A 14,661-nucleotide genomic window follows, 5' to 3' on the forward strand; every position below is an offset into this window, starting at 1 on the left:
GGCTCTGCGCGCGGATATCAAGCAGCGGAACCAACCGGATCAAAGAGCGGCGGAGCGCTGTGCGGCGCTTCGGCTACCCGAGTGAAGCAGGCGAAATCCAACATTGCAAGGGTCGATTACCCTCTCTGCGGCAACAGAGCTTCCGACGAAACCAACGCCCTAAAAGGGCAGCGGAAAGGGTTTCATCTTTGCTTCGAGAATATCCCAACGGCCATGAGCAAAGGCTGTAATGGCCTTTTGAGATTCATCATTATCGTGAAAGCCCCCTAGACTGACCCCAAGGTCTCTCAGAACAATGGTGCCGAGGACTTCGCAAGGATTCCCATCGAGCTTACACAATTTCGCAAAAGCATCCGAGGATGAAAAAGGGTCAATATCGCAAATTGAAACCGACGCCTTCGGATCAAATCCAACCTCTACAAGAGCTTCGTCCTCCATCATGACGTTAAAGCCGTCATACCAGAGTATGGGATGCCCGTTCCGGCTTTTTGTAATCCGCTGCGGATCTCCCATCGAGGTAATAACCTCGTCTTGGCTCATGCCAAAATACATCGAGCCAACTGCCTTATATGGTTCAATTATCAGGGTCATTTTTCAACCAGCCCTTCCCATACGAGTAATCCAGCATTTCTTGAACAGCGCGATTATACTTGCTCGCTGATCCGCCTCCTTGAACCGCAGCGCGACGGATATCCCAAACCTCACGAGCCATTGCCCCGCGCACATTACCGGCGTCAATTAAGTCTTTTAACTCACTTCGATAGAGTGCGCCTTGTGCACCCATTCTGGTGTGGCTTGAAGTCAAAAGGTGATCAGCATAGTCCATTTGGATCGCGGGGCCACTGTATTCAGTTGTGAAATCGAGACTTTTTGGTGGCGCGTGATGGCGCTCGATTACACCTGCCTCAGAAGAAAGTCTCCCGTATGCACCGCCACGGTAAGTGCGCGCCAAGGGCGCCGCCCCTTCTGCGACAAGGGGTGAGGTTGTGATGGAGCCGATGCGTTTGGTGAGAGCGATTTCTCCGCCGATGATGAGGGCTTTGCCTGCGCCATTGCCGAGCGCGTAGTTATCGCCGCCCATGACGCCGTGGACAAAGACTTGCTCGCCCGTTCGGCCGAGTGCCTTGGCGGATTGAACCGCGACGTCGCCCAGGCGAGCGGAGGCGGCGAGATCACCTCTGTAGGCTGCGCTCACATCTTGCCCAAGCTGCAGCGTCCCCTGACCGGCCGTCAGGAGGCGCTGACCGGTCGCATTGATCTCGGGGAATGCGGCGCTGACCTGATAAGGCATGCCGCTCCGCATCGCCACCAATGCCTTGCCTGCATCGGCAATTGGCTTGAGCGCCGCGGACGCACCGTCAAGGATTGATCCACGTGGGCGTGCGTTGAGCTCGGCTCGCCGATATTGCTCCATCGTCCGATGGTTGGCGGGATCACCGATGACCGGGACCTGGAACCGCAGAGAGTCCCCCAACTGCGACCACCGGTAGCTGAATTCATCCCATGCAGACCACGGTTCGTGGGTGATGACGTATTCCGGGACGTCCGACTGGACGTCCTGCCCGAATGGCATCGAGCCCAAGGCCGCAGTTTGTGTACCGCTCCACTGCCTCGACGCTGCGAGCTCGATCGCCCCGCCCACGGTCTGCGCGATGATGTCGGGAAGTGCGGCGATGAGGTTGTCGCCGAAGCTGGTGCCGGTGAGCAGGCTGCGCGCGGCGGCGTTGGCGAGGCCGCCCGCGGTGCCGGTCAGCAGGCGCTGGCCGATCGCGGCGCCGGCTGAGCCCGGGATGCCAAGCCGGCTGCCCAGCGCACCGCCCGCGAGCGCGCCCACGCCCGCCGCGGCGACACCGACGAAGTCGAACTTGCTCTGGAGGCCCGTGGCGACCCCGACGCCCTGCGTCAGGGCGTTGCTCACCACGCCGCGCAGGGCGACTTGAACGACGCCGCCGCCGAACAACCCGTCGGCTCCCGCGATCCCGTTCGGCCCCAGCGCCCCGCCGATCGCGCCGGAGATGCCGCCGAGCGCGACGCCGCCCCAGTTGATCTTGTCCTGCATCCCCATCGCGATGCCGGCGCCCTGGCTGGCGATGCTGCCAACAGCGCCGCCGAATGCGTCCGCCGCGATCGTGGCGCCGGCGCCGACATTGGCTGCGCCGGCCACGCCCAGGAACGCCTTGGTGGCGGCCATGAAGCCGCCCTTGACCGCGCCCACCGCCGATAGCGCGGCGCCCGCCGACGCGATCGTCACCGTGACCGCGACCACGGCGATGAGGACCGCGCCGACCACCCCACACTTGTTGCCCTTAGGCGGTTTGGGGGTGGTGGGCATGGTGTCGCCGATGATGTCGGCGGGGTCGTAGGGCTTGAACGTTTGGGCGTTGTGGGTGGAGCGGATGATGCCGGCGGGGAGGGTGAGCGTCTGGCCCTCGGCGAGCGGGGCGTCGGCGGCGAGGCCGGGATTGGCCTCGGCGAGCGTGTACCACAGCGCCGCATCGCCCCACAGCGCGGCGGCGATGCTCGCCAGCGTCTCGCCGCCGCGCGCGGTGTAGCCGCCATAGGCGCTCGCCTGGCCATAGCTGTTGATCGCATCATAGCTGCCGGTGAAGTCGGCATAAGCGACGCTGGTCGCGGTGCCGTCGCGGAATGGGCCGGTATAGGCCGGCGGGCGGCTCATGCGCTCGGTGATCGAGCTGCCATAGTCCATCTCGCGCGTGCCGTTGTTGCCGGTATAGCCCATCTGGCGCCCGGCGAAGCGGTACCAGATCTCGTGCGGGTCGCCCTGCGCGGTGTTGGTGTCCGCCTCGTCGCGGCGCACCGCCTGGCCGCCCACGTCGTTGGTGAACACGACATCGCGGGTGCGCCCGTCCGCGACATGCACGCTGGCGAGCAGGCCGCGCGTGTCGTAATAATAGGTGGTGACCCCGGGCGCGTTGGAGCCCGAGCCGGTGTCGCCGTCGAACGTGACGCTCGCCTGCACCGCGCCGTCATACCAGCCATAGGCGGTGGTGGTGAGCGTGTCGGGCGCGGCGCCGTCGCTCCCGTCCTTCCAGTTCTGGGTCGCGACGCTCACCGCGCTGCCCAGCGCGTAAGCCGCGCCTGCGCCATAGTTATAGACCGAGCGTGCGCGCAGCAGGTCAGTCCCTCCGACCGTTCCGGATTCCCAGCGCAGCGTCGCGCTGTCGTGGGCGGAACGTGGCGAAGGTCGCCCGCGCGTGGGCGGCGGAAGTTGACGGAGTTGCGCGCAACGGCGCGGATCGTGTCAACTTCGGTTGACGAAGTTGACAGAAGTGACGGGTTCTGACGCGCGTGTCAGGCGGTGGGGATCGACGAGATCAAAGAGCGGCGGAACGCTATGCGGCGCTCCGGTGGTGGGAGTGAAGCAGGCGGAATCCTACATTGCAAGGGTACCAATGTGCACCCGTGAAGATGCGATGTGGCCGTCACCCAAAGTGGGCAATTGAGTGGGCAATTGAGTGCGCAATTGAGTGCACTGTCACCGTAATCGCAACCTACCTTCTGCGGCAACTAATTCATAAAGGCTATTCTAGAGCCGGCACCCGCCTTAATATCACCAATGATAGGTACACCATGATTAAGTTCGTAAGGAACATAGCACAAAATCGGACTAGAACTTTTGTCATCGATAGATATGCTTATCGCATCCACCATATGTCCCGTTTCTTTATCCGTAAGTTCAACATGCGATACAATTGCTACGGTATTGTAGTCGCCTGCGATTCCGCCCTCCCTCAGCGAAACTTTCAGAACTTCGCACACGCTATCCGACGTAGGGCGAGGGTCTTCCAGCATAGCCTGAATATGACGAATCTCGCCCTTGTTCGTCTTAACCACCCCAAAAGGAAAAAACTCCCCGCTCTTCTCGATAAAATGAACAGCAGTGTTAATCCCATCGCTGAGAACCAAATCCATATCTTGACGGCTCATATGCCTCACCTTGTTAACGGCGATTAAGGTCCATAGTTCTAATCTTAATCGGACTTCCTGGATTCAGATGTTCTCGAAGCAACGGCCCACTGATGGTTGTTCTGCTATCGATAATCACATCCACTCGACCGGGATACCCGCTTCGATTCACATGCGCCACATCATCCAGAATCTGAGATGTAAGAGTTTGATATTTAACGTTCTTTGTTTCCGCAATGTATAGCTGATCCAGAGGCTCCATGTGGTCCGGAATACGATAACCTTTGGCTCCCGAGGCCGATGGAATCCGTAAGGTATTTTTGGGAAGCCCTGTTACCTCAGCACTTACGACCTCGCCAGCGTGGCCGAGTTCGCCAGGCAACGAATGAGCCGTTACCGCCTCTGCGGCGTTACTTACGCGGCCAAGCTTCGTTGCCATTGTTCCGCCAGCGCCAACGACAAATCCTGTAATGTCGGTGGTCTGCTTATCGAACGGTGCGACCCAACCATTTCGTCCTCGATAGTAGGAGGACGCCAAATCAGATGCACCGGTAGCGGCCGAAGTGAGCCAAGTCGGGACAGCGGCTACGTACCCCAAGCCACCCGCATTCCAAAGATTGTACGCATCGTGCTGCCTGCCTAACACCGCATTCCTGTAGTCGCTCCACACTGAAGGCGTGTAGGAATTGACGAACTGCGTAGGCGAATATCCTGAAAGCCTTTGCGCAATACTCTCTGCTACGATCTTACTTGCAAGGCCGGATTCTCCATAGGCAACAGTCAAACTGAGTTGAGTTATATTATCAACCCCCCCGTGATACACATAGCCATCTCCCCCTTGCCGGAAGACGATCCTGATTGCGCCATCGGCAGGATTCCCCACCCAAACGCTGGAGAACGCGCCGTAGGTGCCGCCGTCTTCAGCATAGCTGACGAACCCGGACAGGCCTTTGGAGTTCGCCGTTTGCACAGAGGCTGCATGCGTGACATTTTCGACATCATATCCAGAATTATAGCCAGCTCCTGATGTGCTAAGCACCTCATTGACGGTCCCCTTGGCGACCCTAATGCGCGCATTGGCTCCTTCGCCTTCGATTGCATACGGAATCCCCATAGCATCCAGCTTTGCGGCCTCCGTAGCGATCGCGTCTGCTGTCGATTCTTGAGCTTTTCCACCGGAGAGACGCCCCGTGCCGTCCCTTACTCCCGCCATCCTCCGTGCGATCATCCCGCCGATGGTCTGTCCGATGACATCGGGTAGTGTGGCGATGATGTTGTCGCCGAAGCTGGTGCCGGTGGCGAGGGAGCGGGTGGCGGCGCTGGCGAGGCTGCGGGCGGTGCCGGCGGCGAGCTGCTGGCCGCTGGCCGCCAGCGCGCTGCGCGCCGGCTTGAACCCGCCGCTGACCGCGCCGGCGATGCCCGCACCGATCCCGGCCGCGGCGACACCGGCGAAGTCGAACTTGCTCTGCAGGCCTACCAGCCGCGCGACGCCTTGCGTGGCCGCGCTGGTGAGCGCGCCGCCGACGACATTGCCGAGGAACTGGCTGCCCGCGATGTTGCCGACCGGCACCGGTCCCAGGAATGCGGTGAGCGCTGCCATCCCGACCGCCCCCCAGTTGAACTTGTCCTGGATGCCCGTGGCGATGCCGACGCCCTGGCTGACCGCCGAGCCGATCGCCGCGCCGGCCGTTACCGCCGCGAGGCCGGTGCCAAACCCGACCGAGACGCCGGCCCCTGCCGAGGTGCCGAGCACCGCGCCGATTCCTGCGCCGAACGCCTTGCCCGTGGCGGCCGCCAGGATGCCGCCGGTGGCGATCGCCGTCACCGCGATCGCCACCACCGCAATGATGATCTGTCCGACCACACCGCAATTGTTCTTCTTGGGCGGCTTGGGGGTGTTGGGCGACGTATTCCCGATGGCCTCGGCGGGGTCGTAGGGTTTGAAGGTGTCGGCGTTGTGGTGGTTGCCGATGACGCCGCCGGGGATGGTGAGCGGGGTGCCTGCGGCGAGCGCGCCGGCGCCGAGGCCGGGGTTGGCCTCCGCCAGCTTATACCACAGCGAAGCATCGCCCCACAGCTGCGCCGCGATCGACTGCAGCGTCTCGCCCGCGCTGGCGGTGTAGCTTGAGGGGCCCTCGCTGACCGTGCCGCCGTTGAACGCGGTGAAGTTGGCGTCGAAATCGGCGTGGATCGTGCCGGTCGTGGCGCCATTGCGGAACGCGCCGTTGCCCGGCGTTGCCGTGCGCTCGGCGATCGATGCGGCATAGTCGACATTGCCGGTGCCGTCGTTGCCCACCACGCCCATCTGGCGGCCGCCGAACATGTAGGTGCGGCTGCGCGGGTCGCTCTGGTTGTAGTTGTAGTCCCACTCGCTGCGGTTGATGATCTGGCCCTGCAGGTTGGTCGAGTAGTTGATAATGCGCGGGCGCGTGCCGCCGGTGATATTGACGGACTCAAGTGCCCCGTCGCGATCATAGTCATAGGCCGAGGTGCTGGTGCCGTCCCGATTGACCAGCGTGACGCTCGTCTGCATCGCCCCGTCGCGCCACTCATAGGACTGGCTGGTGTAGGCGTCCGCAAAATCGAGATCGGCCTGCGAGTAGTTACCGGGCGTACCATAGACCGGCGAAGCGCTGCCGTTCTTCCAGTTCTTGGTCTCGCTGTAATAGAGCAGGTTGCCGCTCGCGCTGCCCGTCTGGCCCGACCAGGTGATCGTCGCATGGCCCGGACCGGAGCCGGTGGCGCTGTAATAGTTGACGGTGTGGGTGTAGATCGTGTCCGATCCCTGCCGGGTTGCCGTCTTCTCCGCCAGCACCAGCCCGCGCGGATCGTAGACGATGCCGTGGCGGCTATGCACCGCGACGCCCGAGGCGTTGTACTCCGCATAGCTGGAGACCCGCCCCACTGCGTCATAGCTGGTCTGCGCGCGGGTCACCCCACTGATCACCACCGAGGTCAGCTGGCCCGTGGCGTTGTAGCCGTAGCTCTCCTGCGCGTTCCAACCAGTCTCCGCGGTCGCCCGCTGGCCCGCGGCGCCATAGGTGATGTCGGTGCCCGTGCCGCCGCGCTGAATGGTCCCGGATCCCGCGGTGCCGACGAACGTCCCCTTGGTCGTGACCTGGCGGTTCATGCTGTCATAGCGATACCAATAGGCTTGCGTGGTCGCGGTGCCCGAGATCCCGCCGTTGGCCAGTATCGGCAGATATGTGGTGGTGATCGAGCGGACGTTGCCGACCGCGTCGTAAGTCCAGTTCTTGTCGACATTGTCGGCGCCGCCATAGGACGCCACGTCGCGATAGCGGGTTATGCGGCCCAGCGAGTCGTATTCGGCGCGTCCATCCTGCAATGTCTGCGTCTGGACATTGTAACTTTCGGGCACCCAATCCCAATAGCCTGGACCTTCGCCATCGGGCGTATCGGGCGAGGTGCCGGGATCTCGAATCCAGACATATCTTTCTTCCTGATAGTCTGCGACCTCGCTCACCAACTTCTCGCGCGTCAGCTGGCCGAGCGCGTCATATTCGTAGCTCGCCACCTTGCGCGACCAGTCGGTGTTCATCACCGGCGTGTCGCCCGAGGCAATCTCACGGATCTGGCCGGTGTTATAGTAGCTGTAGGTAGTGTTGCGTCCCCACGTGCTCGTTTCAGTGATAGCACGCCCGGCGCGGTCGAACTGATAGCTATAGGCTTGGCCGCCCTTGTCGGTGCGCGCGATGGTGTGGCCGAACATGTCGGTGTGCTGGACCGCGGCGTAGATATAGTCGCTGCCCGAGGCACGATCCGCGTCGACGCTGGTGGTTTGGATCCACCCGCCGAAGGTGCCGAGGCCGGTGGTGGCAAGGCTGTCGTTCCAGACATAGCTGGTGATGGTCGTCTCGCCGCCGAAAGCGGTGGAGGAAACGACGCGGCCTTGGGCGTCATAGTCGGTCGTCGCCCAGCCCTGAAGGGGGTTGGCGTGGGCAATGAGCTGGCCGAAACCGTCATAGAGGAAAGACTCGGTGAGCGCGCCGCCGCGGCGGGTGACGTAGATCGCTCGGCCCATGGCGTCGTAGGTGCGCGTTTCGTCCAGCCCGAGCTGGTTGCGCAGGATGCGGGCGTCGCCGAACACATCGTAGAAGGTCTTGAAGACGCCGTTATCGTCCGGCAGCGCGTCGCCGTCCGCACTGTCGGCATTGAACGCGTGCGTGACCAGCGCCTCGGTGCCGCCGTGACCGGTGCCGGCGAGGAGCGCCTGGGCACGCGTGTTGCCATTGGCGTCGACTGTGCCGATCAGGCGGCCGGCGATGTCGTAGCGGTAATGTTCGATCGGGTTGACCGTCGAGACGGCGCCGTTCTCGGCGGTGACGCTGACCTGGGGCGAGGTCTTGGTGATCAGCCGGCCGATATTATTGTAAGCGAAGGTGGTGGTGTAGCCGCGCGCGTCGGTCTCCGAGATCGCTTCGCCGAACGCATTGTAGGCGCGGGCACGGGTGATGGTGACCTCCGCGCCGCCGGCGGAGAGCTGGCGGCCGGGTTCGCGGGTCTGTGTGATCATGCCGCGCTTGTCGTAGACGGTGAAGGTCGCGGCGATGCCCGGGATGTTGGTGTCGATGCCGTAGGCGACCGAATCGACCAGATCGGTAAAGTTGATGCCGGTGAGGTTTTCGGTGCCTTCGGAGACCAGCGTCAGCGTCTGGTTGCCGGCCTTGTCGTAGAGGAAGTATTTGTCCACGCCGTCCCCGGCGTTGCTGCGCCGCAGATGGCCGTCTGAATCGTAGAAATAGGTCTCCTGATAGACTGCGGCGGTGGTGTGTCCGGCGGTGATGCCGCGGCCGGTGAGCTCGCCATGGGCGTTGTAACGCAGGCGCGTGGCGTCATAGGCCTGGCCCGAGGGTTCGGTGTGGGTCCAGCCGGTGCCGTCGTGGCGGGCATGGGTCTGGGTGATTACCCGGCCGGCGGCGTCATATTCGTAGAACACCGCCTCGGCGATCGAGCTGCCGTTCGACAGAAGGCGCGCGTAGCGCTCGGCAACAAGTCGACCGGCGGCGTCGTAGTGGTAATAGCGCGTGGACCCGGCGGCATCGGTCGAGGAGGTGAGCCTGCCATCGGCATAGGTGCTGGACGTGAGGCGGTCGCCGTTTACGCCGCCCTTGCCGATCTGCCGGGTAGCAGTGAGCTGGTCGAGCCCGTTGTAGTAATAGCGCAGCTCGGGGGTGACGGGGGGCGCGCCGGTGTGATCGATGTAGGACGCGCGCTGCTCCTTGGTCAGCCGTCCTGCATTGTCATAGGTGTATGTGGTAGTGTCGCCATTGGCCTCGATCTTGGTCTCGACCTGGCCGAGCGCGTTGTAGGTATAGGTGACGGTGGCGTTGCCATTGGCCGCGGTGAGCACGCCGGTCGCGGGATCGATCGACCAGGCTTCGACCCCGGCACGGGTCTCGGTGAGGCGGCGGCCAAGCTCGTCATAGGTGAAGCTGGTGATGCGATCGCCCGCAACTGCAGTGGCGCCGATCGCGAATGGCGGCGCACTCGTCGTGACGCTTCCAGCCTGCGTCACGAAGCGCCGCTCGAGGAGCACATTGCCTTCGGCATCGAGCAGCCAGCTCGTCTGATAGCCTTCCTGGTCGACCTGCGCGGTCTTGCGGCCGAGCTTGTCGTAATAGGAGAAGACGGTCGCGCCGTTGGGATCGGTCGTCTTGATGACGTTCCCGGCCGCGTTGTACTCGTAATAGGTGAACGCCGCGCCGGTCTGGGTGACGAACACCGACCCGTCCCAATGACCGGTCGCGCCCACCTCCACGTAGCTCGACGTCAGGCGGTGCAGGTTGTCGTAGACATAGTTGGTCTCGCGCCACGTGCCGCCGGGCAGGGCGACGGCCCCGCCCGCCGCGACCGGCAGCGTGACCTGCGTGTCATAGGCGCGGGTGCGCGTGAGGTTGCCGGCGGCGTCATAGGTGTACGCGATCACCGCCCCAGTTGGGTCGATCTGCGCCACCTTGCGGTCGAGATCGTCATAATAGAACAGCATGCGTGCGCCGGTCGGATCGACGGTCTCGATCAGGTTGCCGCGATTGTCATAGGCATAGGTCTCGACCGGGATCACGGGCACACCGGAGAGGCCCGTTTCCACTTGCCCGCCCGACTTGGAGATCAGCCGGTCGGCCTTGTCGTAGGCGAACGCGGTGTCGCGCTGTTCGGGCAGGTTATAACCCTCGATCTGATAAGTTAGATTGCCACGCGCGTCGTAGTAATTGACGTAGCGATAGAAGGTCGATGCGGTCTGGTTGCCCGCGCTATCGTAAACCGGGGCGACGACATATTCATGCGTCAGCTCTCCCCGCCGGCTGTAGCTGTAGTGCACCACGCCGCCGAGCTTGTTCTCACGGCGCACTAGGTTCCCGAACGCATCATATGCGCTGTATTCGGTCTTCTCCTCGGCATCGGTAGTGCTGGTGACGCGGCCGAGCTTGTCATAAGTGAACGCGGTGGTGGCATCCGCCGTGACCGCGACATAGGTCGGCAGCACATCGACGGAGGCCGTGTTATTCGCCTTGTTGTAGCGCCGGGTGACCGTGGCGATCTCGCCGAACGCGGTGTAGCTGGTCTCGGTGACATAATCCTCGGCATCGCGCGAAGCGATCACGCGGCCATAGCTGTCGTAGTAATTGTAGCTTGAGTTGCCGCGCTCGTCGGTGGTGCGCACGACATTGCCGAAGGCGTCATACTGATAGCTGACCGTGCCCGATGCGGCATTGATCTGCGTCAGGACGCGGCCGAGCTTGTCGTGGGTGTAGGTGGTGGTGCGGTTGTTGGGATCGGTGACCGAGGTGAGGTTGCCAAGGCCGTCATAGGCGAACTGAGTGAGCACTTGGTCGGCCGAAAAATAGGCGTCGTAGCGCTGCGACTCCCGTCCCGCAGCGTCATACACGTGGAGGACGCGCGCCTCGTCCGCGCCACCATAGTCGATGACCTCCTGGGCGAGCTTGCCGGTCGCCCAGTAGGTGTAGTCTTTCCGCTCGCCCTCGCCGTTATACTCCTGGATAAGCTGGCCGGCGGAGCTGTAGTAGAAATGACGGATCGAAGCGGAAGTACCGAGCGCGTTGAATACGTCGGCGATCGCCCAGCTATCGGTAGCCGACACCGCGGCGTCATAGCGCGCTTGCAACGCAACCCGCCCTTCGGCGTCATAGTCGGTACGGGTGATGTAACCTTCGGCATCGATCGTGAAGCGAAGCTGGCCGCGCGCGTCGTAATAATAGCGCGTGACCCGGTCGGTAAGCGCCGGGTTGGCGGCCGCCCAGCTGTCCATGTCGGCCTGGGTCGGCAGCGAGCTGGTCGTGCGGGTGGTCGCATACTGGATCTGCTTGGTGACCTGGCCGAGATTATCGTAGCTGTAGCCGGTGACCGCGCCGCCCGCGTCGATCGCATAGGCGACCCGCCCGGCGGTGTCGTAGACCGCCCAGCTCGTGCGGTTGGCGGCGTTGCTGGCGAGGCCCGCTGACGCGATTGCCGCCTTCACATCTGCATAACGAAAGACCGAGGCGGTGAGCGGCGCCGCGTAGGTAGTTACCTTGCGAACCAGGCCGATCGAGCCCCAGTCGAGGTCGGATTCATAACCATATTCGGTGACGTAGCCGAGCCCGTCGATCTCGTAACGCAGCAGGCCCTGGCCGTCATAGACATAGTTGGTCTCGCGATTGGCCGGGTTGGGATTGGGGTTGGTGCTTTCCCTCAGCTGCTGGAAGGTGCCATTCGCACGCAGCGCGGGATCGGTCGCCTTGGCATAGGCGACCTCCTTCACCTTTTGGCCCGCACGATCATAGGCGATGCGCGTCAGATAGCCCGCGCCATCGAGCGTGCCGAGCGTGCGCCCATCCTTGTCGTAGAAGATGCGCGAGACGGCGTCCTTCGGATCCGCCGCGGGAAGAACGCCGGTCGTCGGCGACGCAGCCCGGAACGCCGCGAGCTGCCCGGCCGACAGCTTGTTGAAGTATTCGGTGCTCCGCACCAACTGGCCCGAGGCATCATATTCGTAGCTGGTGGTTGACCCATCGCCATCGATCGCCTGAAGCACCCGGCCGTCTGCATCGTAGACGTGCCAGGTCCAGATATCGTAGCCGTGGTCGGCCGGTCGGATGGCTGCCACGTCGATCGTCGAACTGGTATCGCCGATCAGCGCGATCTGCGCCGTGGTAAGCGTTAGGGCATAGCGCGCGGTGGCGACCAGGCGATTACGCGAATCGTAGCGATACTCGATGAGATCGCCAAATTCGTTGACCTCGGCGGTCTTCCGTCCGAGTTGATCGTAGAGATAATAGTGTGTGACGCCGGTGGCGTCGGTCGCGATGCGCAGGCGGCCATTCTGGTCATAGGCATAGGTCGCCGTGCCGCCGATGGTGTAGGAGCCGCCTTCCTGGAAGCTGATGAGCTCGCCCGCCTTGTTGTAGGTCGAGGTCTGCACGAGCCCGTTGGCCAGCGTGACGACGGTGGTCTGCCTGAGCTCGTCATAGAAGAGGATGCTGGTCGTGCCGCCGTTGATGTCGGTCGAGGAGGTGACGCGCCCGAGGCCGTCATAGGCGACAAATTCGCTGTTCTGCGAACCCGTGCGACGGCTCAGCAGCTGTCCGGCCTGATCATAGGTGAAATATTCGTCGTGGTAGCCCTCCGCATAGCCCATCGAATCATAGCGGAGATTCTGCGTTGCCTGCCGGAGCGCGGTCAGATTCCCGCGGTTATCGAAGGTCATGTAGCTGATCTGGGCGCTTGAGGTGTCGCCGCGCGTGGCGCTCCAATTGTCCAGGGTCGCCTGCGAGATGTCGGTGGCCGGCGACAGCCCGCTGACATCGTAAAGATGATCGGGGAAGTTGTTGGTCCAATAGAGCTGCCCGCTGCCGTCATACCAGTTGCGGGTGACATGCCCCTCGGCGCTGACCACATAGACGAGGCGGTTGCTGCTGTCATAGACGTAGCGCGTCGTGTGGCTGGCGGCGGCGGAATCCCGGTCCGAGCCGGTGCGCGTCTCGGTCAGCACCTGGTTGGCGTCGTTATAGGTGCTGGTGACGACGTTGAACGATTCCGCAAGCGAGGTCGGCGTCAGCGAGACATCGGCCATCGCCTCCGGCTGGTAGAAGGCGGCATCGGCATAGAAGGTGCCCGACACGCCGGAAACCGAACGAAGCGAGCCGGCTGCCTTAGCCGCCTCGAGCGTCGCCCCTTTATAATATTTGATCGTGCTGCCAGTGCGCACCATCCATAGGTTATCGCCCGGCGCATAGCTGGTCAGTGCCCCGCCGCTGCCATTTTCCCAATAATAGATCTGGCCGTTGCTGGCCGCCTCAATCGCAAAATCGAGGTTGTTGTAGTGAGTCGAGGCGTTGGGGTTCTGCGATACCCCCGCCATCAGATACTGGTTGGCCTGCAGCGGCCGGATCCGGAACACGAAGTCGCCCGAGATGCCCTGTGAGGATTGCACCTGCGCGTCGTAAGAGCCGTAGTTGCCGCCGGTCTTGGTGATGCGGTAGCTGCCGTCGGGCTGGAGCGTCGCGGTGCCGTTGGTGCCGCTCTGGATCGCCACGCTGACCGCATCGCTGCGGGTGAGCATGTTGCCGGATGCGTCATAGGTGTAGCTGGTGGTCTTGCCGCCGGCATCGGTGGTGCGGATCAGATCGCCATTGGCGTTGTAGCCGAACTCGACCGTCTGCGCGGGCGCTCCAGCGTTCGCCGGCGGCGCGGTGACGCGGATCAACTGGCCGTTGGCGTCATAGTGCAGCGTGACCGTCTGGTTCTGCGGATCGGTGACCGTCGTGATGCCCGAGCCATAGGCGATCGTGGTGGTGCGCGTGACGCCATCGACCACGGTCTGGGCGATCGAGGTGACGCGGTTCGACCCGTCATAGGTGAACGCGATGCTCGACCCGTCGCTCTGCGTGATCGTCGCCACCAGCTTCGACGCGCCGTGATAGGTGTAGCTGGTGACATAGCTGTTGCCGTCGGCGATGTCGTTGTCGTTCGGGGACTCGTCCACCGTGACGCTGGTCAGCCGGTTGTAGCCGTCATAGCCGTAGCGCGTGCGGGTGAGGGTCTTCGCCACGCCGCCGTCGACATAGCCGGTGGCGATCTGGGTGATGTTGCTGCCCGACCAGCCATAGTCGGTATATTCCCCGTTCGCGGTGGTCACCCGCGTCAGATTCGCGCCGCTATAGGTGAAGGTCAGGCTGTTGCCGCTGGTGTCGGTCTGCCCGAGGATGCGGCGCCAGCTGCCGAACGGCGCGAACTCATAGGTCTCGGTGACGCGGCTGTCGCCGTCCCGCCACAGCCACGTCGAGCCATCGAACGTGATCGTGTCGTAGCCACCCGCGCCGTCGGTCGCGACATAGGCCGAGCCGTTCCAGCTATAGGTGACCTCCGACCCATCCCCGCCGCGACGGACGACCGTGCCGCCCCAGTCGTTGACCGGCCCGTGCGGGTTGATCGCGCGATCCATGCTCTGGCGCCAGTTGTCGCCATTGTCGTCCGACATGTTGCCGAGACTGTTGTAGACGCGGTTGATCCCGACATCGGGGCCGCGGCCGGCCAGAAACTCGTCCTGGCGGCTGATCATCAGATTGCCGTTGGCCGCGTTGAGGAAGATGTTGTCGCCGCCGCGCCCCTGCGCCGCCGCGCCGAGCAGCCCGGCCGCGCCGAGCACGCTCCCCGATCCACGCTCGAAGCCCGTGCCTGCTCCGGTGAAAATCGCAACCATTGGAGATCCCCCAT

General features: G+C 63.2%; 4 protein-coding genes. All 4 read right to left on the reverse strand.

Annotated features, from left to right (window positions below; genetic code table 11):
- Nucleotides 1-159: 159 nt before the first annotated feature.
- Complete coding sequence (locus tag OK349_RS19065; protein WP_265119502.1) at nucleotides 160-540, reverse strand: hypothetical protein; 381 nt, start codon at nucleotides 538-540, stop codon at nucleotides 160-162.
- A 34-nt stretch (nucleotides 541-574) separates the two neighbouring features.
- On the reverse strand, nucleotides 575-3,073 hold the full coding sequence (locus OK349_RS19070; RefSeq protein ID WP_265119503.1) for a LysM peptidoglycan-binding domain-containing protein: 2,499 nt from the start codon (nucleotides 3,071-3,073) through the stop codon (nucleotides 575-577).
- 455 nt (nucleotides 3,074-3,528) lie between these two features.
- Entirely contained in the window at nucleotides 3,529-3,948 is a 420-nt protein-coding gene (locus OK349_RS19075) for a hypothetical protein (protein ID WP_265119504.1), read from the reverse strand.
- Between the two features lie 13 nt (nucleotides 3,949-3,961).
- On the reverse strand, nucleotides 3,962-14,647 hold the full coding sequence (locus OK349_RS19080) for a putative toxin (RefSeq protein ID WP_265119505.1): 10,686 nt from the start codon (nucleotides 14,645-14,647) through the stop codon (nucleotides 3,962-3,964).
- Between the last annotated feature and the right edge of the window lie 14 nt (nucleotides 14,648-14,661).

The sequence above is a fragment of the Sphingomonas sp. BT-65 genome (genome assembly GCF_026107375.2).
Taxonomy (GTDB): domain Bacteria; phylum Pseudomonadota; class Alphaproteobacteria; order Sphingomonadales; family Sphingomonadaceae; genus Sphingomonas.